At 42.1% G+C, this 25417-nt stretch carries 23 protein-coding genes; 22 read left to right on the forward strand and 1 reads right to left on the reverse strand.

Annotated features, from left to right (window positions below; genetic code table 11):
• Positions 1–205: 205 nt before the first annotated feature.
• The 18 genes from ftsA to EKB01_RS00735 all read left to right on the forward strand — a co-directional run bounded on the left by ftsA (position 206) and on the right by EKB01_RS00735 (position 19473).
• Positions 206–1576, forward strand: a complete 1371-nt coding sequence (gene ftsA, locus EKB01_RS00650) for a cell division protein FtsA (RefSeq protein WP_167265257.1) — start codon at positions 206–208, stop codon at positions 1574–1576.
• Between the two features lie 16 nt (positions 1577–1592).
• Positions 1593–2849, forward strand: a complete 1257-nt coding sequence (gene ftsZ, locus EKB01_RS00655; RefSeq protein ID WP_000144258.1) for a cell division protein FtsZ — start codon at positions 1593–1595, stop codon at positions 2847–2849.
• A gap of 3 nt (positions 2850–2852) precedes the next feature.
• On the forward strand, positions 2853–3524 hold the full coding sequence (locus tag EKB01_RS00660; RefSeq protein ID WP_007521215.1) for a YggS family pyridoxal phosphate-dependent enzyme: 672 nt from the start codon (positions 2853–2855) through the stop codon (positions 3522–3524).
• A 9-nt stretch (positions 3525–3533) separates the two neighbouring features.
• Positions 3534–4064 (forward strand): cell division protein SepF, encoded by a 531-nt coding sequence (locus EKB01_RS00665; RefSeq protein ID WP_000053358.1) that lies wholly within the window; start codon positions 3534–3536, stop codon positions 4062–4064.
• Positions 4064–4324 carry a YggT family protein gene (locus tag EKB01_RS00670; protein ID WP_000576502.1) on the forward strand — a complete coding sequence of 87 codons (261 nt, stop codon included), beginning with the start codon at positions 4064–4066 and terminating at the stop codon, positions 4322–4324. Before EKB01_RS00665 ends, EKB01_RS00670 begins: the two co-directional genes overlap by 1 nt.
• Complete coding sequence (locus tag EKB01_RS00675) at positions 4321–5112, forward strand: RNA-binding protein (RefSeq protein WP_007521218.1); 792 nt, start codon at positions 4321–4323, stop codon at positions 5110–5112. Before EKB01_RS00670 ends, EKB01_RS00675 begins: the two co-directional genes overlap by 4 nt.
• 8 nt (positions 5113–5120) lie before the next feature.
• On the forward strand, positions 5121–5915 hold the full coding sequence (locus tag EKB01_RS00680) for a DivIVA domain-containing protein (protein ID WP_001123193.1): 795 nt from the start codon (positions 5121–5123) through the stop codon (positions 5913–5915).
• Positions 5916–6168: 253 nt separating this feature from the next.
• Positions 6169–8961: an isoleucine--tRNA ligase gene (ileS, locus tag EKB01_RS00685; RefSeq protein WP_000768060.1), complete on the forward strand. Its 2793-nt coding sequence runs from the start codon at positions 6169–6171 to the stop codon at positions 8959–8961.
• Between the two features lie 327 nt (positions 8962–9288).
• Positions 9289–9669, forward strand: a complete 381-nt coding sequence (locus tag EKB01_RS00690; RefSeq protein ID WP_000856379.1) for a hypothetical protein — start codon at positions 9289–9291, stop codon at positions 9667–9669.
• Between the two features lie 188 nt (positions 9670–9857).
• Entirely contained in the window at positions 9858–10550 is a 693-nt protein-coding gene (locus EKB01_RS00695; RefSeq protein WP_000240120.1) for a phosphoglycerate mutase, read from the forward strand.
• A gap of 119 nt (positions 10551–10669) precedes the next feature.
• A complete protein-coding gene (locus EKB01_RS00700) occupies positions 10670–11371 on the forward strand; it encodes an ABC transporter ATP-binding protein (protein WP_000323388.1) in 702 nt (233 codons plus the stop codon).
• A 1-nt stretch (position 11372) separates the two neighbouring features.
• A complete protein-coding gene (locus EKB01_RS00705) occupies positions 11373–14075 on the forward strand; it encodes an FtsX-like permease family protein (RefSeq protein WP_208288042.1) in 2703 nt (900 codons plus the stop codon).
• Between the two features lie 144 nt (positions 14076–14219).
• Positions 14220–14489 (forward strand): 30S ribosomal protein S15, encoded by a 270-nt coding sequence (rpsO, locus tag EKB01_RS00710; RefSeq protein WP_001018251.1) that lies wholly within the window; start codon positions 14220–14222, stop codon positions 14487–14489.
• A 632-nt stretch (positions 14490–15121) separates the two neighbouring features.
• The gene (locus tag EKB01_RS00715; RefSeq protein WP_167265260.1) at positions 15122–15733 is read left to right on the forward strand and encodes a CadD family cadmium resistance transporter; all 612 of its coding nucleotides are present in this window, start codon (positions 15122–15124) and stop codon (positions 15731–15733) included.
• Between the two features lie 233 nt (positions 15734–15966).
• Positions 15967–17013 carry an iron ABC transporter permease gene (locus tag EKB01_RS00720; protein WP_109290162.1) on the forward strand — a complete coding sequence of 349 codons (1047 nt, stop codon included), beginning with the start codon at positions 15967–15969 and terminating at the stop codon, positions 17011–17013.
• Position 17014: 1 nt separating this feature from the next.
• Positions 17015–17770 carry an ABC transporter ATP-binding protein gene (locus EKB01_RS00725; RefSeq protein ID WP_000364118.1) on the forward strand — a complete coding sequence of 252 codons (756 nt, stop codon included), beginning with the start codon at positions 17015–17017 and terminating at the stop codon, positions 17768–17770.
• 19 nt (positions 17771–17789) lie between these two features.
• Positions 17790–18800, forward strand: coding sequence for an ABC transporter substrate-binding protein (locus tag EKB01_RS00730; protein WP_007521233.1), 1011 nt, complete (start codon positions 17790–17792; stop codon positions 18798–18800).
• Positions 18781–19473, forward strand: coding sequence for an alpha/beta hydrolase-fold protein (locus tag EKB01_RS00735; RefSeq protein ID WP_167265262.1), 693 nt, complete (start codon positions 18781–18783; stop codon positions 19471–19473). Before EKB01_RS00730 ends, EKB01_RS00735 begins: the two co-directional genes overlap by 20 nt.
• Before the next feature lie 42 nt (positions 19474–19515).
• Here the strand turns inward: EKB01_RS00735 and EKB01_RS00740 are convergent, their stop codons facing one another.
• The gene (locus EKB01_RS00740) at positions 19516–20265 is read right to left on the reverse strand and encodes a 1-acyl-sn-glycerol-3-phosphate acyltransferase (RefSeq protein ID WP_167265264.1); all 750 of its coding nucleotides are present in this window, start codon (positions 20263–20265) and stop codon (positions 19516–19518) included.
• A 132-nt stretch (positions 20266–20397) separates the two neighbouring features.
• Between EKB01_RS00740 and EKB01_RS00745 the strand changes: the two genes are divergently transcribed.
• From EKB01_RS00745 to EKB01_RS00760, 4 genes are all read left to right on the forward strand, one after another.
• Positions 20398–22734, forward strand: coding sequence for a cation-translocating P-type ATPase (locus EKB01_RS00745; protein WP_167265266.1), 2337 nt, complete (start codon positions 20398–20400; stop codon positions 22732–22734).
• A gap of 101 nt (positions 22735–22835) precedes the next feature.
• The gene (locus tag EKB01_RS00750; RefSeq protein ID WP_167265268.1) at positions 22836–23513 is read left to right on the forward strand and encodes a tRNA (adenine(22)-N(1))-methyltransferase TrmK; all 678 of its coding nucleotides are present in this window, start codon (positions 22836–22838) and stop codon (positions 23511–23513) included.
• Positions 23500–24297 carry a Nif3-like dinuclear metal center hexameric protein gene (locus tag EKB01_RS00755; protein ID WP_167265270.1) on the forward strand — a complete coding sequence of 266 codons (798 nt, stop codon included), beginning with the start codon at positions 23500–23502 and terminating at the stop codon, positions 24295–24297. Before EKB01_RS00750 ends, EKB01_RS00755 begins: the two co-directional genes overlap by 14 nt.
• A gap of 16 nt (positions 24298–24313) precedes the next feature.
• Positions 24314–25417, forward strand: a complete 1104-nt coding sequence (locus EKB01_RS00760) for an FAD-dependent oxidoreductase (RefSeq protein ID WP_167265272.1) — start codon at positions 24314–24316, stop codon at positions 25415–25417.

The following is a 25417-nucleotide window of genomic DNA, read 5'->3' on the forward strand; positions in this document are numbered from 1 at the left end:
AATATTATCGAATTGTTGACAAGAACATCAAAAACTTTTTCCAGAAGAAAAATTTTCTAATATGTTCTCAAAAAACATGCAGGAAATTTACGAAAAACTAAGCATGATTAGTTTTTTTGTGTTATAATATTCTTTGAATAGCTATGCCCAAACATAGTTATTAAATAGAAGTGAGAAACTTGGAAGATAGAGAGGATGCGATGTAATGACTAGAGATGGTTTTTTTACAGGCTTAGATATCGGAACTAGCTCCATTAAGGTGTTAGTTGCTGAGCATAGAGATGGCGAAGTAAATGTAATTGGTGTTAGTAATGCCAAAAGTAAAGGTGTAAAAGACGGAATTATTGTTGATATTGAAGCGGCTGCTTCGGCAATCAAATCCGCAATCACACAGGCAGAAGAGAAAGCAGGTATTTCTATCAAGTCTGTCAACGTTGGTCTTCCAGTAAATCTTCTGCAGGTCGAACCAACACAAGGAATGATTCCTGTAACATCAGATACAAAAGAAATCACAGATCAGGATGTTGAAGATGTTGTTAAATCAGCTTTGACAAAGAGCATGACTCCTGATCGTGAAGTGATTACCTTTATTCCAGAAGAATTCATCGTGGATGGTTTCCAAGGAATCCGTGATCCTCGTGGTATGATGGGTGTCCGTTTGGAAATGCGTGGTCTGCTTTACACAGGTCCTCGTACGATTCTACACAATCTTCGCAAGACGGTCGAACGTGTAGGTATCCAGGTTGATAATGTGATTATTTCACCTTTGGCGATTGTGAACTCAGTCCTCAATGAAGGCGAGCGTGAATTTGGTGCGACTGTCATTGACATGGGTGGAGGTCAGACTACTGTAGCGACTATCCGCAATCAAGAATTGCAATTCACCAACATCTACCAAGAAGGTGGAGATTACGTTACAAAAGACATCTCTAAAGTCTTGAAAACATCTCAAAAGATTGCAGAAAGTTTGAAACTGAACTATGGTGAAGCTTATGTTCCGCTAGCAAGTAATGAAACTTTCCAAGTTGAAGTAATTGGCGAAGTAGAGCCTGTTGAAGTGACAGAGAGCTACTTGGCAGAAATTATCTCAGCACGCATCAAACATATCTTTGACCAAATCAAACAAGAGTTGGAAAGAAGACACTTGTTGGATTTGCCAGGAGGTATCGTCCTTATCGGTGGAAATGCAATTTTGCCGGGCGTTGTTGAATTAGCCCAAGAAGTATTTGGTGTTCGTGTAAAACTCTATGTACCAAATCAGGTTGGAATTCGCAACCCTGCATTTGCTCACGTAATTAGTTTATCTGAGTTTGCTGGTAAATTGACTGAAGTCAATCTTCTTGCTCAAAAAGCAGTTAAAGGAGATGAATTCCTTCGTCAAAAACCAATTAACTTTGGCATTCCAAATCAACGTTTGAATCCTGTGGCGCAACCAGGCCCAACGCAGCCAACTCCAGTTGAAACTGTACAGGAAACTCCAGTTGCTCCAAAGGAAGAATTCCAAGCAAGTTCTCAAAGTAAACCGAAGCTAACAGAACGTTTCCGTGGTTTAATCGGAAGCATGTTTGATGAATAAAAGAGGATAAGAAATTATGACATTTTCATTTGATACAGCAGCAGCTCAAGGCGCAGTTATTAAGGTAATTGGTGTCGGTGGTGGTGGTGGCAACGCCATCAACCGCATGGTTGACGAAGGTGTTGCTGGTGTAGAATTTATCGCAGCCAACACTGATGTACAAGCACTTAGCAGTACGAAAGCAGAAACCGTTATCCAACTTGGTCCAAAATTGACTCGTGGTTTGGGTGCTGGAGGTCGTCCAGAAGTTGGACGTAAAGCTGCAGAGGAAAGCGAAGAAGCTTTGACGGAAGCAATCAGCGGTGCAGACATGGTCTTCATCACTGCTGGTATGGGTGGTGGATCTGGTACAGGTGCTGCCCCTGTTATTGCACGTATCGCTAAAGATCTTGGTGCTCTCACAGTTGGTGTCGTGACACGTCCTTTCGGATTTGAAGGAAGCAAACGTGGTCAGTACGCTGTAGAAGGAATCAATGAACTTCGCGAGCATGTTGATACTTTGTTGATTATCTCTAACAATAACTTGCTTGAAATTGTTGACAAGAAAACACCGCTTCTTGAAGCTCTTAGTGAAGCAGATAACGTTCTTCGTCAAGGTGTTCAAGGGATCACTGACTTGATCACGAACCCAGGATTGATTAACCTTGACTTTGCTGACGTGAAGACTGTAATGGCAAACAAAGGGAATGCCCTTATGGGTATCGGTATCGGTAGTGGTGAAGAACGCGTTGTTGAAGCGGCGCGTAAAGCAATTTACTCTCCACTTCTTGAAACAACTATAGATGGTGCAGAGGATGTGATTGTCAACGTTACTGGTGGTCTTGATTTGACTTTGATTGAAGCAGAAGAAGCTTCAGAAATTGTCAATCAAGCAGCTGGCAAAGGTGTAAACATCTGGCTTGGAACATCTATCGACGAAAGCATGAAGGATGAAATCCGTGTGACTGTTGTAGCGACAGGTGTTCGTCAAGAACGACTAGAAAAAGTAGTCGGGTCTGCTACCAACCAACCAGTTGGTCGACCATCAACTAAAACTCCACAAGCACACACATTTGACCGTCAATTCGACTTGGAAGAGACAGCAGAACTGCCTAAATCAAGTCCGCGTCGCTTTGAAACCAACCAAGCATCTGCTTTTGGAGATTGGGACTTGCGCCGTGAGTCAATTGTTCGCCAAACAGATCCCGTTGTTTCACCAGTTGAACGCTTTGAAACACCAGTTTCACAAGATGAGGATGAATTGGATACACCTCCATTCTTCAAAAATCGTTAATCAATGAATTTGAAAAAAAATACTGAATTAGTTTTTCAGCAAATTGCTGATGCTAGTCAAAAAGCCAACCGTAATCTAGATGCTGTTTCAGTAATCGCAGTGACAAAATATGTAGATGTACAAACAGCGGAAGCTTTGCTTCCGCTTGGCATCTATCATATCGGTGAAAATCGGGTTGATAAATTTTTAGAAAAATATCAGGCCTTGAAAGATTACCCAGTCACTTGGCATTTAATAGGAACACTACAGAGACGGAAAGTAAAAGAAGTAATCCCATATGTGGATTACTTTCATGCTTTAGACTCCCTAAAATTAGCCCAGGAAATTCAAAAGAGAACAGATCATGTTATCAAGTGTTTCTTGCAGGTTAATATTTCTGGGGAAGAAAGTAAGCATGGGTTTTCAAAAGAAGAATTGCTAGAACTTTTGCCAGAATTGGCTAAGTTAGATCAGATTGAGTATGTTGGTTTAATGACCATGGCTCCTTTTGAGGCAGACAGTGATGAATTGAAAGAAATTTTCAAGGATACGCAGGCTCTGCAAGCAGAAATTAGAGAAAAACAAATCCCTAATATGCCGATGACAGAGCTAAGCATGGGAATGAGTCGTGACTTTAAAGAAGCGATTCAGTTCGGCTCAACCTTTGTTCGAATCGGTACAGCATTTTTTAAATAGGAGAGAGCTATGTCTTTAAAAGATAGATTCGATAAATTTATAGATTATTTTACAGAAGATGGAGAAGACGTGACTAACTACCAGACTCAACAAGAGGAAACAGTTAGCCCAGCCATCTCATCTTCTAAAGAATTACCAGCATCTGCTCAGCCGGGCTCAGTAAAAGATGCGAATATTACTCGCCTCCATGCTCGTCAACAAGAGTTGGCAAAGCAAAACCATCACTCAGATGAGAAAGTGACGATTGATGTTCGTTATCCAAGAAAGTATGAGGATGCAACTGAGATTGTTGATTTGTTAACTGGAAATGAAAGTATCTTGATTGATTTCCAATACATGACAGAAGTACAAGCGCGTCGCTGCCTTGATTACTTGGATGGAGCTCGTCACGTCTTGGCTGGAAATATGAAAAAAGTTGCGAGTACGATGTATCTATTGACGCCTGTCAACGTTATCGTGAATATTGAAGATATCAAACTTCCAGATGAATCACAAGGTGCCGAGTTCGGCTTTGATATTAAACGAAATAGAGCAAGATAATGATTTTCTTAATCCGTTTAATTCAAAATGCGGTTAGCATTTACTCCATCATTCTCGTTGCATTTGCTCTTCTTTCATGGTTTCCAAATGCCTATGAAAGTCAACTAGGTCGCTTAGTCATCAGACTTGCTCGTCCAGTTATTGAGCCACTTCGTAAGCTCAATTTACAATTTGCTGGTCTTGATTTCACGGTTTGGGTCGCGCTGATTCTAATCCAGTTTCTTGGAAATATCTTAACACGACTAGTACTATTACTATGACAGTAAATCGATCCATTTATCAGCATTTTTCCCAAGATGATATTCCCTTTATTGACAAGGGATTAGAGTGGATAAGGCGGGTAGAAGATACATATGTACCGGTGCTTACTCCTTTTATCAATCCCCATCAAGAACAGATTTTAAGGGTGCTTGCTGGGACATATGGACTGGGTTGCCAAAGTAGTGGTGATTTTCTTCCGACAGAGTCGGTTCGTGTTCTTCTCTATCCAGATTACTTTGAACCGGAAATATCAGATTTTGAAATGGCCTTGTTGGAAATTTGCTATCCGAGTAAGTTTGAACAGCTGAGCCATGGAAAAATATTGGGAACAATCATCAACCAGCTAGGAATTGACCGTAAATTATTTGGTGATATCTTGGTAGATGAAAAGAGAGCACAGATTTTTGTCAATCGTGATTTTATTCCTCTTTTTCAGGATGGGATAAGAAGGATTGGCAGACTTCCTGTATCGCTGGAGGAACGTCCTTTTACCGATAGGATTATATCTAAAATTGACTTTAGAGAACGAGAAATTTTAGTTTCGAGTTTTCGATTGGATGCCCTCTTATCAAGTGCCTTGAAATTATCTAGAAATCAAACTAGTCAACTGATTGAGAAAAAATCTGTTCAGGTGAACTATCATCTGGTTGAAAAATCTGATTACCAGGTTGCCGTTGGAGATTTGATCAGTGTGAGAAAGTTTGGTCGTCTAAAAGTTGTTAAAGACAATGGACAGACAAAAAAAGACAAGATAAAATTAAGCATTCAATTATTATTAAGTAAGTGAGGAAAAGTATGCCAATTACATCGTTAGAAATTAAAGATAAAACCTTTGGTACAAGATTTAGAGGTTTTGACCCAGAAGAAGTAGATGAATTTCTTGATATCGTTGTTCGTGACTATGAAGATTTGGTTCGTAGCAATCATGATAAAGAGACACGCATTAAGAGTTTGGAAGAACGTTTGTCTTACTTTGATGAGATGAAAGATTCCTTGAGTCAATCAGTTTTGATTGCTCAAGATACTGCGGAGCGTGTCAAACAGGCTGCTCAAGAACGTTCAAACAATATTATTCAACAAGCTGAACAAGACGCTCAGCGTTTGCTTGAAGAAGCAAAATACAAGGCAAATGAAATTCTTCGTCAGGCAACAGATAACGCTAAGAAAGTGGCTGTTGAGACAGAAGAGTTGAAGAACAAGAGTCGTGTATTCCATCAACGCCTCAAGTCTACGATTGAAAGTCAATTGGCTATTGTTGAGTCATCTGATTGGGAAGACATTCTTCGCCCAACAGCAACGTATCTTCAAACAAGCGATGAAGCCTTTAAAGAAGTGGTGGGTGAAGTTCTTGGTGAAACTATTCCTTCTCAACCAGAGGAAGAGCCAATTGATATGACTCGTCAATTCACACCAGAAGAGGTTGCTGAATTGCAAGCTCGTATCGAGGCTGGAAATAAAGAATTAGCTGAGTTTGAAGCTCAACAAAATCAACATACAGATGAAAGTGAACAACATGAAGAGTCAGTTGACGTAGAAGCTACTGCAGCAACTGAGGAAGATGCAAACAAAGAATCTGTTCTTATCCTATAAAAGTAAATGTGAGAACAAAATCTAACCAACTATATTTTCAGCGAGCGGGAGATGGTGTGAGCCCTGCAATCCCTAGTCGTTAGATTATCCTCTCAACGAATTCAGTCTGAAAACAGTAAGACTGGACGTTCCCCACGTTACGGGAAAAGAGGAAAAGAGACCCTGTCTTTTTTCGAACAAAGGTGGTACCACGATTTTCGTCCTTTTTGGAAGTCGTGGTTTTTAATTTGTTAATATTTATAAAGGAGATACCATGAAACTCAAAGATACCCTTAACCTTGGGAAAACAGCTTTCCCAATGCGTGCAGGACTTCCTACCAAAGAGCCAGTTTGGCAAAAGGAATGGGAAGATGCAAAGCTTTACCAACGTCGTCAAGAATTGAACCAAGGAAAACCGCATTTCACCTTGCACGATGGACCTCCATATGCAAACGGAAATATCCACGTTGGACATGCCATGAACAAGATTTCCAAAGATATTATTGTTCGTTCTAAGTCTATGTCAGGATTTTACGCACCTTATATTCCTGGTTGGGATACACATGGTCTGCCAATCGAGCAAGTCTTGGCAAAACAAGGCGTGAAACGTAAAGAAATGGACTTGGTTGAGTACTTGAAACTTTGCCGCGAGTATGCTCTTTCCCAAGTAGATAAACAACGCGAAGACTTTAAACGTTTGGGTGTTTCTGGTGACTGGGAAAACCCTTATGTGACCTTGACTCCGGACTATGAAGCAGCTCAAATCCGTGTCTTCGGTGAAATGGCTAAAAAAGGCTATATCTACCGTGGGGCCAAGCCAGTTTACTGGTCATGGTCTTCTGAGTCAGCCCTTGCTGAAGCGGAAATTGAGTACCATGACTTGCTTTCAACTTCCCTTTACTATGCTAACCGCGTCAAAGATGGTAAAGGTGTCCTAGATACAGATACTTATATCGTCGTATGGACAACAACTCCATTCACTATCACAGCTTCTCGTGGTTTGACAGTTGGAGCAGATATTGATTATGTATTGGTACAACCAGCTGGCGAATCTCGTAAGTTTGTGGTTGCTTCAGAATTACTGAATAGTCTTTCTGAGAAATTTGGCTGGGCTGATGTTCAGGTATTGGCGACCTACCGTGGTCAAGAATTGAATAAAATTGTGACAGCTCACCCATGGGATACAGCTGTAGATGAGTTGGTGATCCTCGGTGACCACGTTACAACTGACTCTGGTACTGGTATTGTCCATACAGCCCCTGGTTTTGGTGAGGACGACTACAATGTTGGTGTTGCCAACGGCCTTGAAGTTGCTGTAACAGTTAACGAACGCGGTATTATGATGGAAAATGCCGGCCCTGAATTTGCAGGTCAATTCTACGACAAGGTTGTTCCAACTGTTATCGAAAAACTGGGCGATTTGCTCCTTGCTCAAGAAGAAATTTCTCACTCATACCCATTTGACTGGCGTACCAAGAAACCAATCATCTGGCGAGCTGTTCCACAGTGGTTTGCCTCTGTATCTAAATTCCGCCAAGAAATCTTGGATGAAATTGAAAAAGTGAAGTTCCACTCAGAATGGGGTAAAGTTCGTCTTTACAACATGATTCGTGATCGTGGCGACTGGGTTATCTCTCGTCAACGTGCTTGGGGAGTTCCACTTCCTATCTTTTATGCTGAAGACGGAACACCAATCATGACAGCTGAGACTATTGAACATATAGCTCAACTCTTTGAGGAACACGGTTCTATCATCTGGTGGGAACGTGATGCTAAGAACCTCTTGCCAGAAGGATTTACTCATCCAGGTTCACCAAATGGCGAGTTCAAGAAAGAAACAGATATCATGGACGTATGGTTTGACTCAGGTTCATCATGGAATGGAGTAGTGGTCAACCGTCCAGAACTCAAATACCCAGCAGACCTCTACTTAGAAGGCTCTGACCAATACCGTGGTTGGTTCAACTCATCACTTATCACATCTGTTGCTAACCATGGCGTTGCTCCTTACAAACAAATCTTGTCACAAGGATTTGCCCTTGACGGTAAAGGTGAGAAGATGTCTAAATCTCTTGGGAATACCATTGCTCCAAGCGATGTTGAAAAACAATTTGGTGCGGAAATCTTGCGTCTCTGGGTAACAAGTGTAGACTCAAGCAACGACGTGCGTATCTCTATGGATATCTTGAGCCAAGTCTCTGAAACTTACCGTAAGATCCGAAACACCCTTCGTTTCTTGATTGCCAACACTTCTGACTTTAACCCAACTCAAGACGCAGTAGCCTACGATGAGCTTCGTTCAGTTGATAAGTACATGACCATCCGCTTTAACCAGCTTGTTAAGACCATTCGTGATGCCTATGCTGACTTTGAATTTTTGACAATCTACAAGGCCTTGGTGAACTTTATTAACGTTGATTTGTCTGCCTTCTACCTTGACTTCGCTAAAGATGTTGTTTACATCGAAGGTGCCAAATCACTTGAACGTCGTCAAATGCAGACTGTTTTCTATGATATTCTTGTGAAAATCACCAAACTCTTGACACCAATCCTTCCTCACACTGCAGAAGAAATCTGGTCATATCTTGAGTTTGAAGAAGAGGAATTCGTTCAATTGTCAGAATTGCCAGAAGCGGAAACTTTTGCTAATCAAGAAGAAATCTTGGATACCTGGGCAGCCTTCATGGACTTCCGCGGACAAGCTCAAAAAGCCTTGGAAGAAGCTCGTAATGCAAAAGTAATCGGTAAATCACTTGAAGCTCACTTGACAGTTTATCCAAACGAAGTTGTGAAAACTCTTCTTGGAGCGGTGGATAGCAATGTGGCTCAACTTTTGATTGTGTCAGAATTGACTATTGCAGAAGGACTAGCTCCAGAAGGCGCAGTTAGCTTTGAGGATGTTGCCTTCACAGTTGAACGCGCTGCGGGTGAAGTCTGTGATCGTTGCCGTCGTATCGATCCAACTACTGCTGAACGCAGCTATCATGCAGTCATCTGCGACCACTGTGCAAGCATCGTAGAAGAAAACTTTGCGGATGCAGTTGCAGAAGGATTTGAAGCGAAATAATCAGAAAGAGACTGAGAAAGGTCACTAAAATCATAAAAACGCATAGTATCAAGAGTTCAAGTGCTTTGATATTATGCGTTTTATCATGGGAAAATTTACTAGCCCATTTCCTAGAATGAAGTTCTTCCTGGCCTGTCCGTGTAGATAATTAATATAATCAACTATTCAGTTTTCTCATAATTTTATATTTCTACTAATTATAAAGAGACTGTAGAACTTAAAATTATTTTTTGAAAATCAATATTTATTATAAAATTTTATAAGATTGTTTAATTTTTAGATAAATTATGATAGAATAATACCTATAAAAATTTTAAGGAGATTATTATGAAAACAAATACACTTGCTCGTGTCAACGCTATTTTTGGTCTTATTTCAGGAATTGTATTACTTTTAGCGCCAGTCATCATGTTTATCATGGCTGTTGGAGCTGCTGCGGCAACTGAAGACGCAGATGTAACGGTTGGGACATTGACAGGGCTCTCAATTATTTTGTCATTGGTTAAAATTGCTGTTTTAGTATTGGGAATTGTGGCTATTGTTTATTATAAAGATGATGAACGTGTTACGAATGCACCTTCTGTCTTGCTCATTGTAGGTGGTGCGGTCGGCTTGATTCCATTTTTAGGATGGGTAGGTGGAATTCTAACCATTATTGGTGGTTCACTTTACTTTGGAACATTGAAAAAATTTGTAATTGAAGAGTAGTAGTTTTCCAATTATTTGGACGGGACTATTTCATCCTCTATCAAGAACAATTATGATAGTACGATAAAGAGAAGACTGCTAAGCTCTTCTCTTTTTAGTTGATTTTAACTAGCTTTTTTGTGAAAAATTGTGTAAAATAGAATAGATAAACGAGGGAAACCTCGAAAAATAAAAGGAGAATCCATCTAATGGTAAAATTGGTTTTTGCTCGCCACGGTGAGTCTGAATGGAACAAAGCTAACCTTTTCACTGGTTGGGCTGATGTTGATTTGTCTGATAAAGGAACACAACAAGCGATTGACGCTGGTAAATTGATCAAAGAAGCTGGTATCGAATTTGACCAAGCTTACACTTCAGTATTGAAACGTGCGATCAAAACAACAAACTTGGCTCTTGAAGCTGCTGACCAATTGTGGGTTCCAGTTGAAAAATCATGGCGCTTGAACGAACGTCACTATGGTGGTTTGACTGGTAAAAACAAAGCTGAAGCTGCTGAACAATTTGGTGATGAGCAAGTTCACATCTGGCGTCGTTCATACGATGTATTGCCTCCTGCAATGCCTCATGATGACGAATACTCAGCTCACACTGACCGTCGTTACGCTTCACTTGACGACTCAGTCATTCCAGATGCTGAAAACTTGAAAGTGACTTTGGAACGTGCCCTTCCATTCTGGGAAGACAAAATCGCTCCAGCACTTAAAGATGGTAAAAACGTATTCGTAGGAGCTCACGGTAACTCAATCCGTGCCCTTGTAAAACACATCAAACACTTGTCAGATGATGAAATCATGGGTGTAGAAATCCCTAACTTCCCACCATTGGTATTCGAATTCGACGAAAAATTGAACGTCGTAAAAGAATACTACCTTGGAAAATAATCTATAAACAGAAAGCCTAGGAATCCTAGGCTTTTTTGTTTTTGCTTCTGGTTTCCAACTAGTTGAAAAAGCGTTATAATGATAACAGGAAGTAACTTGTTTGAGAGAAGGTGTGTCTGATGGCTTATATTGAAATGAAACACAGCTACAAGCGTTACCAAGTTGGGGATACGGAGATTGTGGCTAATCGTGATGTGAATTTTGAAATTGAAAAGGGGGAGCTGGTTATTATCCTTGGCGCTTCAGGTGCTGGAAAATCAACCGTTCTCAATCTCCTAGGAGGTATGGATACCAATGATGAGGGGGAGATTTGGATTGATGGTGCTAATATTGCCAACTATAGTTCGCACCAACGAACAAACTATCGTCGTGAAGATGTAGGTTTTGTTTTTCAATTTTACAATCTGGTCTCCAATCTGACAGCCAAGGAAAATGTGGAACTGGCCTCAGAAATCGTTACAGATGCCTTGGATCCTGAGCAGGTCTTGACAGATGTAGGTCTGGCTCATCGCCTCAATAACTTTCCAGCCCAGCTTTCTGGAGGGGAGCAACAGCGAGTCTCCATTGCACGCGCTGTAGCCAAAAATCCTAAGATCCTCCTCTGTGATGAACCGACAGGTGCCTTGGATTACCAAACGGGGAAGCAAGTCTTGAAGATTCTCCAAGACATGTCTCGTCAAAAGGGGGCGACTGTGATTATTGTGACCCACAATGGCGCGCTAGCTCCTATTGCAGACCGGGTGATTCACATGCGCGATGCCACGGTTAAGAGCATGACGATCAATGAGCGTCCGCAGGATATCGATACATTGGAGTATTAGCATGAGAAAAATATACCGAAAAGACCTACTCCAGTCGGTAACTGCTTCTAAGGGGCGTTTTGTTTCTATCTTGACTTTAATGATGCTGGGTTCCCTGGCCCTAGTAGGTCTTAAAGTAGCCAGTCCCAACATGGAACGTACGGCAGAAGATTATCTCCGTAAAGCCAATACCCTGGATCTGGCCGTGATTGCTGATTATGGCTTGGACAAAGAAGACCAAGATGAACTAAAGACCCTTCAAGGAGCAAGTGTTGAGTTTGGCTATATGGCAGACCTAACCGTTGAAAATAGTGAAGAAGCGGTTCGACTTTATTCCAAACCAGAGAGCATTTCAACCTTCCAAGTGACAGAAGGGCGACTGCCAGAAGCTAATGGGGAAATTGCCTTAGCTGATTTCTGGAAAGACCGCTATCAGATTGGACAGACTATCACCTTTAGCAAGAAAGAAGAGGGGAAGTCCCTTTTGAAATCCCAAACTTTCACAATTACTGGATTTGTTCAGTCGGGTGAGATCCTTTCTAAAAAAGACTTAGGGAATGCTAGTAGTGGAAATGGAAGCTTGGCTGGCTATGGAGTGATTTTACCTAGTCAATTTGATTCAGATGTCTATAGTATTGCGCGTGTGCGCTATGATGATTTAAAAAATCTGGATGCTTTTTCATCAGACTATAGGACCAAACGAGATCAACATCAGGAAGACTTGCAAGACTTGCTGGCTGATAATGGTCAACAACGATTGGTCAACATCAAAACAAATGGGCAAAAGAGCTTGGAAGATGGAAAAGAACAGCTCCAAACTGCTGAAAGCAACTTTCAAAATGGCAAGAGTCAGTTAGAGCAGGCTGAAAGTCGCTTGAAAACCCAAGAAGAACAAGCGACCGCTTTACCAGAACCACAAAAGAGTCAAGCCAAGGGACAGCTGACAAAAGCTAAGGAAGAACTGGCGACAAAAAAAGAAAAGCTGGCTCAGACAGAGAGTGATCTATCTAAGGAAAAAGAGAAGCTAGAACAGCGCCAGAAAGAGCTTGATGAACTGGCAGAGCCGAAATACCACGTATACAATCGCCAAACCATGCCAGGTGGTCAAGGCTACCTCATGTACAGCAATGCATCGTCAAGCATTCGTTCAGTCGGGAATATCTTCCCAGTGGTGCTTTATATGGTCGCTGCAATGGTGACCTTTACAACAATGACTCGCTTTGTAGATGAGGAGCGCACCAATGCTGGTATTTTCAAGGCCTTGGGTTATCGCAACCGAGATATTGTTGCCAAGTTTGTCCTCTATGGTTTTCTTGCAGGAACTGTGGGAACCATTATAGGAACACTTCTTGGACATTATCTTCTTGCAGGGGTGATTTCAGATGTTATAACAGCTGGGATGGTTGTTGGAAAAAGTCACGAGTATTTTTACTGGTCTTATAGTCTTATTGCACTAGCTTTAAGTTGGGTATCCAGCGTTTTGCCGGCTTATCTGGTAGCGCGGAGGGAATTACACGATGAAGCAGCCCAACTCTTACTTCCAAAACCTCCCGTTAAGGGATCAAAGATTTTGCTGGAACGCCTGAACTTTATTTGGAGTCGTTTGAGTTTTACTCATAAGGTTACGGCAAGAAATATCTTTCGTTATAAGCAAAGGATGTTGATGACCATTTTTGGAGTTGCAGGTTCGGTGGTTCTCCTATTTGCAGGTCTTGGCATTCAGTCATCTGTGGGAGGAGTTGTGGAGCGCCAATTTGAACAAATCCAGCAATACCAGATGATTGTAGCGGAAAAGAGCAGTGCCAGTGAGCAAGAAAAAACAGATCTAGAAAGTGCCTTGCAAGCTGAATCGATCCACGCTTATCAAAAGATTTACTCTAAATCCATTGAAAAAGATTTCAAAGGAAAAATAGGACTTCAAACGATCACCATGATGGTCACAAATAGAGAAGATTTCAAACCCTTTATCGCATTAGAGGAAAATGGGCAAGAGGTGCAGGTCACTGATGGAGCGGTCGTGAGTCAAAAATTAGCCCAACTAGCAGGTGTTACGGTTGGAGACAAGTTGGAGCTTGATGGGAAGGAAATCAAGATCGTGGCTATTTCTGAAAACTATGTTGGACACTTTGTTTATCTCAACCGAGCGACTTACGAACAAGTCTATGGAACCAGTCCGCAAGACAATACCTACCTAGTAAAATTAAAAGACCCAACACCTTCCAATACGGAGAAAGAAGCGGCTACTTTCATGGGAAAAGCTGCTGTTTCTGGGGTCGTCCAAAATGCGACAGCCATCCATCTCTTTGAATCCGTGGCTAGTTCGCTCAATAAAACCATGGCAATCCTTGTCCTTGTTTCGGTTTTACTAGCCATTGTCATTCTCTACAATCTCACTAACATCAATGTGGCAGAACGTATTCGTGAACTTTCCACTATTAAGGTTCTCGGTTTCCATAATAAAGAAGTGACCCTCTATATCTACCGTGAGACCATGGTGCTGTCCCTTGTGGGAATTGCTCTCGGTTTGGTAGCTGGCCACTATTTACATCAATTTTTGATTCAAATGATTTCACCTGCCACCATACTCTTTTATCCTCAGGTCAGCTGGGAAGTCTATGCTCTTCCAATCGTCGCAGTGACTGCAATCTTAACCTTACTGGGCGTCTTTGTCAATCACCACTTGAGAAAAGTGGATATGCTCGAAGCCCTGAAATCAGTAGAGTAATTCAAGGTTTTAAACAGTAAATCAGTTGACAAAGTCCCTGCTTCTTGGTAGAATAAGAACTGTCGTAAAGACAAATAACTTCTTCTTGGTTACAGGCATGCCAACCTGTCACTCGGATGAAGCCAAATAAAAAGGAGAAATATCATGGCAATCTCAAAAGAGAAAAAAAATGAAATCATCGCACAATATGCACGTCACGAAGGTGATACAGGTTCAGTAGAGGTTCAAGTTGCTGTCCTTACTTGGGAAATCAACCACCTTAACGAACACATCAAACAACACAAAAAAGACCACGCTACTTACCGTGGATTGATGAAGAAAATCGGTCGCCGTCGTAACTTGCTTGCATACTTGCGTAAAAACGACGTTAACCGTTACCGTGAGTTGATCAACTCTCTAGGACTTCGTCGTTAATCTGCTTTATTTTCCACTTACATTGCGTTGTCACCTTACCTCGATATACTCAAGTATTATCTTCGGTTACGGTTCCTAGCACTGTAAGGTAAAATAAACCAGAATGATCTCCCTTCGGGGAGATTTTTTATTTTCACTAGTTTTATAGTACAATCTTCGGCTTGTCGCTTAGTCTATAAACGTTTTATCCAGCAAGAATAAAGCTCTCTGATTTCAGAGGGCTTTTTTATTGAGGTTTTATCGGTCACAATTTTGGAGACTACAAAAACAGAGCCTATTTTTTTGTTTTGATACCCATTGTTTTATCGGTCACAATTTTGGAGACTACAAAAACCTCAAATAGTATCAGCTAATTACACCATAAAGGTGCGCATCTACTCGGCTTGAAAAGTCGAGTAGCTGTCTGCAAGCCCCCTCGGAGAGCCCACACTTTACGAAGTAAAGTATAGTATGTTATACTTTACATAGAAGTAGTCACCGAATTTCAGTTAGAAATTACTTTGTAACTACGTTTTGAGGAGGAGTAAAATGCTTTCCTACGTTCGACATTACCCACTAGCGATAGCTAAATTAATGTGTCTGTGCTCTCCTAAAATCTGCTGATTTATTACTGACTAATACAGGAGGTTTTTATGGGACAGACAATCATATCTGCTATTGGTGTTTATATTTCCACCAGTATCGATTATTTAATTATTTTAATTATTTTATTTGCACAGCTATCACAGAATAAACAGAAATGGCATATTTATGCGGGGCAATATCTAGGAACAGGCTTACTTGTAGGGGCGAGTTTAGTTGCTGCTTATGTCGTTAATTTCGTGCCTGAAGAATGGATGGTTGGATTGCTTGGTTTAATCCCTATCTATTTAGGGATTCGCTTTGCAATTGTTGGAGAAGGTGAGGAAGAAGAGGAAGAAATTATTGAAAGATTAGAACAAAGCAAGGCAAATCAACTGTTTTGGACAGTTATATTGCTGACAATTGCGTCTGGCGGAGATAATTTAGGTATCTATATACCTTATTTTGCTTCGTTAGATTGGTCACAGACCCTCGTGGCGTTGCTTGTGTTTGTAATCGGCATAATTATCTTTTGCGAGATTAGTCGGATGTTATCCTCTATTCCGTTAATATTCGAGACAATTGAAAAATACGAGCGAATCATTGTGCCCATAGTATTCATTCTACTTGGACTATACATCATGTATGAAAATGGCACGATAGAGACTTTTCTGATCGTGTAGATTTTTTTGTTTCACTAGGATTTTAGCCCGGGCTCAAATCAGCTCTCTAATTTTAGAGGGCTTTTTATGTTGTCACTTTACCTCGATATACCCAAGTATAATCTTCGGTTACGATTATTAGCACTGTAAGACCAACTATATTTATTTTTCTCATCTTGTTCCATTGTTGAAAATATGGTATACTTTTCATGAGAATTTTCTAAATTTTTAAGATTCTATCAAAGGAGGTTTGCATGCTTTCCAAATTTTCTGGAAGCCGACAAGACCAGCAATTTGTGTTACTTTTAGTTATTTTGCTAAGTGTTTTAGGAATTTCACTTTTTCTAGCTGTTTCTATGGGATCCGTTGCGATTGATCTAGGAGATACCTATCGGATTATTTTGAGCAGGTTGGGTTTTCCTCTTGAGATAGGAGAGGTTTCCAAGTCTACTCTTGCCATTGTATGGAACATGAGATTCCCCCGAGTATTGTTAGGTCTGATAGTAGGGGCTGGTCTTTCTATGTGTGGCAGCGTGATGCAGTCTACAGTGAACAATCCTATTGCTGAGCCCTATGTCTTAGGAATTTCTGCGGGTGCAACTCTAGGAGCAACCTTAAGCATCATTCTTGGTTTAAAATTGGTGATTAGCCTTGGAGCTTTCCTTGGAGCTATTTTGGCAACAATCGCTGTCCTTATCATTGCCTCTATGCAGGGCAGGATGACGACTTCTAGTCTGATTTTATCAGGAACGGTGGTCAATGCTCTCTTTCTGGCATTTTCCAACTTTATTATCTCAGTTGGCGCTAATGCGGACAGTGTGATGACCATTAAGTTTTGGACCATGGGTTCGCTTGCCGGGACTACTTGGTCTGACTTACTTTTGCCAACTATGGTAGTGGGAGTAGCCTTTCTATTTTTCGCTACCCAGTATCGTGTTTTTAATGCGATGATGATGGGAGATGAGGCTGCTTTAACTTTGGGGATACCCTTACGCTTCTATTGGTATCTTTATGTGACCATGGTGGCTGTTCTGACAGCAGTCTTAGTAGCAACCTGTGGGATTATTGGATTTGTTGGTCTGATTACTCCTCACTTAGCTCGAGGGTTAGTAGGAACGAATTACAGGAGACTTTTTCCCGTTGCGACCTTACTGGGTGCCCTCTTTGTCGTCTGGGCAGATGTACTTTCTCGTGTCATCATTCCAAATGCTGAGCTGCCGATTGGTATTTTCACAGCCTTGGTAGGTGCTCCCTTCTTCATCTACATTGTAGGAGGTAAGCGAAGGGAGGTGAGGGCCTGATATGGACTTGATTTGTCAGGATGTCCACTTTGGACTAGGAGAGAAAAAAATCCTCAAAGGAGTTTCTCTTAAGGTTGAGGGGCATCAATTTCATACGATACTAGGACCAAATGGAAGTGGGAAAACCAGTCTTCTTAAACTCCTCTATCGTCAGGAAAAGGCGGACAAAGGCTTGATAAGACTAGATGGAAAGCCACTGGAGCATTGGTCACTCAAAGAAACAGCCAAGCAAATGGCAGTTGTAACCCAGTTTAATCAATTGCAGTTTGATTGTACAGTTGAGGAAATCGTCTTGCTGGGAAGAACTCCCCACCTCTCTTTTTTACAGAAGGAAAAGGAAAGGGATTATGCCCTCGTTCAAGATGCTCTCGTCAAGGTGGATATGCTTGAGAAGAAAACTCGTCTCTATTCGTCTCTGTCAGGGGGAGAGAAACAACGAGTCTTATTAGCCCGCGCCTTGGCGCAAGAACCGACTCTCTTGCTCCTGGATGAACCTACCAATCACCTGGATATCAAGTATCAGCTAGACTTGTTGGCCATTGTGAAGAATCTCAATATCAATGTTCTAGCTGTCCTACATGATATTCAACTTGCTTGTCGCTATTCGGATTATCTCTATCTGATGAAAGAGGGAGAAATCCTTTACCAAGGGACTCCAAAAGAGACCATCACCCCTGAGTCATTGCAAACTGTATACGGAGTTCAAAGTCAGGTTACTTGGACCGAGGATCAGCAAGCTATGATTCACTATTTATAAGAATGAAAAGGAAAACAAGATGAAAAAAACACTAAGCATTTTACTAGTAACAGTAGCTACCCTAACCATGGCGGCTTGTGGAAATACTACTACAGAAAAAACTACCACACAGTCTAGCACAGAAACAAGTCAAAAAGCCAGCACAGAGACGACTTATCCGTTAACGATCAAGACCTATGATGCTAAGGGAAATGAAGTCGAACAAGTCTTTGACAAGGCACCTGAAAAAGTTATCACCAACAATCTGTCAACCACTGAAATCTTATTGGAGTTAGGCTTGAAGGATAAAATTGCTGGCATGCTTAACCCTGATAATGCTGTGACGGACAAATACAAGGACGCGATTGCGACTATTCCTCAAATCGGTGATAAAAAAACAGTCTCACAAGAGACAGTCCTTTCTTATGAACCGGACGCAGTAATGGGTCGAAACATGATGTTTTCTGAAAAATCCTTGGGAACAGTTAGCACTTGGAATGAAAACAAAATCCCAGTCTATACGCAAAAAGCTTCTCTTTCAACGATTCAGCAAGATTTGGGGAATATTGTAGAAGACGTTAAAAATCTTGGAATGATTTTCAATGTTCAGGACAAGGCTAATGAATACGCAACCCAATTACAAGCTAAAATTGACGCTGTTAAGAAAGCAAACCCAGCAAGCCAAGGTGAAAAGAAAAAGGCTTTGATTATGGTTGCTTATAATGACGAAACCTTTGGTGCATACAAGTCTGCTTTGCAAGAAAGCTTGTTGAATCAACTTGGTTATACAAACGTTGCAACGGGAACATCAGGCTTGACCTTGGAAAATCTCGTGTCAATGGATCCTGAATTGATTATCTATGTAACCAGCGACCGCAATAAAAAATTGGATGCTAACGCAGTAGAGTTGATGAAAGCAAATGAAGTTTTGGAAAACGTTCCTGCAATTAAGAATCAAAAAATCATGACCATTTCTTACGATGAGTTGATGGACTATGGTCCAGCAGTGATTGATTCCCTTGAGAAAATCAATGATTTTATCAATAAATAATGAGTTTGATTGGGAAGGGATCCAAGTCAAGGTCAGCCTTCCTTCAACCTATGATCCCAATCAAACCTATCCAGCTATTCTCTTGAATGATGGAAACTTGGATTTCCTATCATCCCTTTCAGAATCTGTGATTTTAGTGGGCTTGACCTCTAAAAATCGCCTAGACGACTACACTCCGTGGAAGGCATCTGCTCTGAGAGATGGAGCTCCAGATTTTGGCGGTCAGGCAAATGCCTATCATGGTCATTTATTTGGTAGTCTTTTAGACAAGTTGCAGGCACTTTATCGCCTGGACGAAGATCGCCTTGCCTATGGAGGTTACTCACTAGGTGGTTTGGCGGCAGTATACAGTCTTTTCCGTTTTGATAAGGTCTCCTGTATCTTCTCTATCTGCGGTTCCTTTTGGTATCCTGATTTTGTGACTTATTGCAAGGAAGAAAAGGTGAAAAATTTGGACTGTTTGCTGTATTTACAGAATGGTCAAACAGAAGGAGCTAATCATAGCAATCGCTTGGCTCAAGCACCAGTCTATGCTGAGCAGATCCATACCAGTCTTCAGAAACATTATCCGACTGGCCAGTTTGCCTTTGATTCTTATGGACACCATGAGCAAGTAGCTGAACGATTTCTAGCCTTTTCCAGCTGGCTGGCCCAAAAATGGAAAATCAAATAAAAGAATTATCCCTTGGCAAAAGCCAAGGGATAATTGTATTTTTTAACCAAGAGCCTCTCTCTTCTTATCTGGATTCCAGATAAAGCTTGCAATAAAGGTAAAGATAATTGTTAGGATACCAACAACCACAGCAAGGATGAGGGCAGGGATGCGGACAAACCACCAGAGTGGGTTTGGTTTTTTATCGTTGTGCCATTGTTCGGTTTCTTCGTCCAAACGTTGGAATTCTGCTTGGATACGGTCTGCAACCATTTCAATCCCTTCATCATTCATTTTCTTGATGTCTGAGATATCGATAGGATTTCCAAAGTTCATATCCACACGTTCACGGCTAATCAAGCCTTTCAAGGTCATGGGACCGGTGTAGGTAACAGGCATGATACGGACCTTGGCCATTTTGGCAATCAAGGCAACTCCACCCTTGACATCGTTTGAGTGACGGCTCCCACTTGGAAACATGATGAGAGAGCGGTCGCTTTTTTTGAGGACGTTGATAGGGTACTTGATGGCAGAGGCACTAGGTTTTTCCCGGTCGATAGGAAAGGCCCCACACATACGGATCCACCAGCCAAAGATACGGTTGTTAAAAAGCTCTTTTTTGGCCATAAAGATGAACTGTTTTGGCTTGGTCGCAAAGGCCATGTAAACAGGATCCCACCAGGTACGATGAGGTGCGACGAGGATATAGTTTTCGTCTCGGCTAGGGATTTTATCAGTATTGTGATAGTGGGCATTGCCATTGATGGACCACAAGATCAGCATGACCAGTCCACGCAAATAAGTATAAAACATGAGATCTCCTTCGATTGTATTGCTTTTATTATTATACCTTATCAAAAGACTACTGGCAAACTTTTTCAGTTATCAGCCAACAGTTTTAGATGGGATTAGAATTCTTTTAAAAAAAATGATATGATAGATTTTATGGATAAAAATAAGATAATGGGATTAACCCAAAGAGTAGTCAAAGAAAGACAGGCTCAAGGTTTGGTCAATGACTTTACCGCATCAGCTAGTACCAGTACTTGGCAAATCATCAAACGAAATGTTTTTACACTTTTTAACGCATTAAACTTTGTTATTGCTCTAGCGCTGGCCTTTGTGCAGGCTTGGAGCAATCTGGTCTTCTTTGCTGTCATCTGCTTTAACGCTTTTTCTGGGATTGTGACTGAGCTACGGGCCAAACATATGGTGGACAAGCTCAATCTCATGACCAAGGAAAAGGTCAAAACCATCCGTGATGGTCAAGAGGTCGCTCTCGATCCAGAAGAATTAGTCCTAGGAGATGTCATTCGTTTGTCTGCGGGAGAGCAGATTCCTAGTGATGCCCTGGTTCTGGAAGGATTTGCGGAAGTCAATGAAGCCATGTTGACGGGTGAGAGTGATTTGGTGCAAAAGGAAGTGGATGCTCTGCTTTTATCGGGCAGTTTCCTAGCTAGTGGTGCAGTTTTGGCTCAAGTCCACCATGTCGGGGCAGAAAACTATGCTTCCAAACTCATGCTAGAAGCTAAGACAGTAAAACCGATCAACTCCCGTATCATGAAATCGTTGGACAAGTTAGCTGGTTTTACTGGGAAGATTATCATTCCCTTTGGTCTAGCTCTCTTGTTAGAAGCCTTGATTTTAAAGGGTTTGCCCCTCAAGTCATCCGTTGTAAATTCATCGACTGCCCTTTTGGGAATGTTGCCCAAGGGAATCGCCCTTTTGACCATTACTTCGCTCTTGACTGCGGTGATCAAGCTGGGCTTGAAAAAGGTCTTGGTGCAGGAGATGTACTCTGTCGAGACCTTGGCGCGCGTGGATATGCTCTGTCTGGACAAGACGGGCACCATCACCCAAGGAAAGATGCAGGTGGAGGATGTTCTTCCTCTGACGGAAACTTATGGTGATGAGGCTATTGCCAGCATTTTGACTAGCTATATAGCTCATAGTGAGGATAAAAATCCAACAGCTCAAGCCATTCGCCAGCGTTTTCAAGGACAGGTTGCCTATCCTATGCTTTCGAATCTTCCCTTCTCTAGCGACCGCAAGTGGGGAGCTATGGAGTTAGAAGGGCTAGGAACGGTTTTCTTAGGTGCGCCTGAGATGTTGTTGGACTCTGAAGTCCCAGAAGCCAGAGAGGCTTTAGAGAGAGGTTCACGTGTCTTGGTCTTAGCCCTTAGTCAGGAAAAACTAGATCATCACAAACCACAGAAACCGTCTGACATTCAAGCCCTGGCCTTGCTGGAAATCTTGGACCCGATTCGAGAAGGAGCAGCTGAGACGCTGGATTATCTCCGTTCTCAGGAAGTGGGCCTCAAGATTATCTCTGGCGACAATCCCGTTACAGTATCCAGCATTGCCCAGAAGGCTGGCTTTGTAGACTATCACAGCTATGTAGATTGCTCAAAAATCACGGATGAGGAATTGATTGCCATGGCTGAAGAGACAGCTATTTTCGGACGTGTCTCCCCTCATCAAAAGAAACTCATCATCCAAACGCTGAAAAAAGCAGGGCATACAACGGCTATGACAGGGGACGGAGTCAATGATATCCTGGCCCTTCGTGAGGCGGATTGTTCGATCGTGATGGCTGAGGGAGATCCGGCGACTCGTCAGATTGCCAATCTGGTTCTTTTGAACTCAGACTTTAATGATGTTCCTGAGATTCTCTTTGAAGGTCGTCGTGTGGTCAATAACATCGCCCACATCGCACCGATTTTCTTGATTAAGACCATCTATTCCTTCTTGCTTGCGGTGATTTGTATTGCTAGTGTTTTACTAGGGCGGTCTGAGTGGATTTTGATTTTCCCTTTCATTCCAATCCAGATTACCATGATCGACCAATTCGTGGAAGGTTTCCCGCCATTCGTTTTGACTTTTGAGAGAAATATCAAACCTGTCGAGCCAAACTTCCTCAGAAAATCCATGCTTCGTGCTCTACCAAGTGCACTCATGGTCGTATTTAGCGTTCTTTTTGTGAAAATTTTTGGAACGAGTCAAGGTTGGTCTGAGTTAGAAATCTCAACCTTACTCTATTATCTCCTTGGGTCTATCGGTTTCTTATCCGTATTTAGAGCTTGCATGCCATTCACCCTCTGGCGAGTCCTTTTGATTGTCTGGTCAGTGGGCGGTTTCCTAGCTACAGCTCTTTTCCCAACGATTCAAAAGCTACTTGAAATTTCGACCTTGACAGGACAAACACTGCCTGTTTATGGGGCCATGATGCTGGTCTTTACAGTGATTTTCATTTTGACCAGTCGTTATCAAGCCAGAAAATAAAGAAAAACTGCAATCTGTGGATTGCGTTTTTTTTAGGTGCAAGATTGCTAGCTGAAATATGGTATAATAAAAGGTAATAGAGTTTTGGAAAGTGAGAGAAGATGATTTCAAAGAGATTAGAATTGGTTGCTTCCTTTGTGCCACAAGGGGCCGTTTTACTAGATGTGGGGAGTGACCATGCTTATCTGCCAATCGACTTGGTTGAAAGAGGACGAATCAAAAGTGCTATTGCAGGTGAGGTGGTAGAAGGTCCCTACCAATCCGCGGTCAAAAATGTTGAGGCTCACGGCCTAAAGGAGAAAATCCAGGTTCGTTTAGCCAATGGTTTGGCAGCCTTTGAAGAGGCAGACCAAGTATCGGTTATTACCATTGCAGGTATGGGTGGTCGTTTGATCGCTAGGATTTTAGAAGAAGGCTTGGACAAGTTAGCTAATGTAGAACGTTTGATTCTCCAGCCCAATAATCGAGAAGACGACTTGCGCATTTGGTTGCAAGAGAACGGATTTCAGATTGTATCAGAAAGCATCCTAGAAGAAGCTGACAAGTTCTACGAGATTTTGGTGGTGGAAGCGGGACAAATGAAGCTATCAGCCAGTGATGTTCGCTTTGGCCCCTTCTTGTCCAAAGAAGTCAGCCCAGTCTTTATCAAAAAATGGCAAAAAGAAGCTACTAAGCTAGAATTCGCCCTCAGTCAAATCCCAGAAAAAAATCTGGAGGAACGTCAAGTTCTAGTAGATAAAATTCAAGCCATCAAGGAGGTGCTCCATGCTAGCAAGTGAAGTTATTAACGCGTATGAAGGCTTCTGCCCTCAGGAATTTTCTATGGAGGGTGACAGTCGTGGTCTGCAAATTGGTACTCTAGACAAGGATATTCAAAGGGTTATGGTTGCCCTGGATATTCGTGAAGAGACGGTGGCAGAGGCCATTGAAAAGGGTGTGGATTTGATTATCGTTAAGCACGCGCCTATTTTTCGTCCTATCAAAGACTTGGTAGCCAGTCGTCCGCAAAACCAGATTTACATTGATTTGATTAAGCATGACATCGCAGTTTATGTCAGCCATACTAACATTGACATCGTTGAAAATGGCCTTAATGACTGGTTCTGCCAGATGCTAGGAATCAAGGAAACAACTTATCTTCAGGAAACAGGTCCTGAACGTGGGATTGGACGGATTGGGAATATTCAGTCTCAGACATTTGGGGAATTGGCCCAGCATGTCAAACAAGTCTTTGGTCTAGATAGTCTTCGCATGGTCCATTATCAAGAGAGTGATTTGCAGAAGCCTATTTCAAGAGTGGCAATCTGTGGTGGTAGCGGTCAGTCATTCTATAAGGATGCTTTGGCAAAGGGAGCAGATGTTTATATCACTGGCGATATCTACTATCACACAGCTCAGGATATGCTGTCAGATGGCTTGCTGGCATTGGACCCAGGACATTATATCGAAGTGCTTTTTGTGGAAAAAATCGCAGCACTTCTTACTCAATGGAAGTCAGAAAAGGGCTGGACTGTTGATATCTTGCCTAGTCAGGCATCGACTAATCCTTTCCACCATATCTAGTTAGAAAGTGAAGACAATGAAAAAAGTTGCCATTATTGGAGCAGGGATTGTGGGGGCGACAGCTGCCTACTACCTCGCGAAAGAAAGCCATCTAGAGGTGACCGTTTTTGACCATGGTCAAGGTCAGGCCACCAAGGCTGCAGCGGGAATTATCAGTCCTTGGTTTTCCAAACGCCGCAATAAAGCCTGGTACAAGATGGCACGCTTGGGGGCTGACTTTTATGTGGATTTGTTGGCTGATTTGGAAAAGTCAGGGCAAGAAATCGACTTTTACCAGCGTTCGGGAGTTTTTCTCTTGAAAAAGGATGAATCCAAGTTAGAAGAACTCTATAAACTAGCCCTCCAGCGCAGGGAAGAATCTCCCTTGATAGGCCGGTTAGCCATTTTAGACCAAGCGTCTGCAAATGAATTATTCCCTGGTTTGCAGGAATTCGACCGCCTGCTCTATGCTTCTGGTGGAGCGAGAGTAGATGGTCAAATCTTAGTGAATCGTTTGCTAGAAGCCAGTCAGGTCAAGCTGGTCAAAGAAAAAGTGAGTCTGACACCTTTATCATCAGGCTACCAGATTGGCGAAGAGGTGTTTGAGCAGGTTATTTTGGCAACAGGAGCTTGGTTGAGGGACATTTTGGATCCTTTAGGATATGAAGTAGATGTTCGTCCCCAAAAGGGACAACTCCGAGATTATCAACTCTCAGAAGACCTAGAATCATACCCTGTTGTCATGCCAGAAGGGGAGTGGGATTTGATCCCTTTTGCAGGTGGGAAATTGTCCTTAGGCGCTACTCATGAAAATGACATGGGATTTGACTTAACAGTGGATGAAAGCTTGCTCCAACAGATGGAGGAAGCAGCCTTGCCTCACTGCCCAGCCTTGGCAGAAGCAAAATCATCAGGTGAGCGTGTAGGAATCCGTGCTTACACCAGTGATTTCTCGCCTTTCTTTGGTGAAGTCCCTGGCTTAGCAGGTGCCTATGCAGCTAGTGGTCTAGGTTCATCAGGCCTCACAACGGGTCCTATCATTGGTTACCATCTAGCCCAATTGGTCCAAGACAAGGAGTTGACTTTGGCCCCAGTAAACTATCCAATTGCAAACTATGTCAAACGAGTAAAAAGCGAATAG

It is taken from the genome of Streptococcus sp. CCUG 71758, from assembly GCF_011714815.1.
GTDB lineage: Bacteria > Bacillota > Bacilli > Lactobacillales > Streptococcaceae > Streptococcus > Streptococcus halitosis.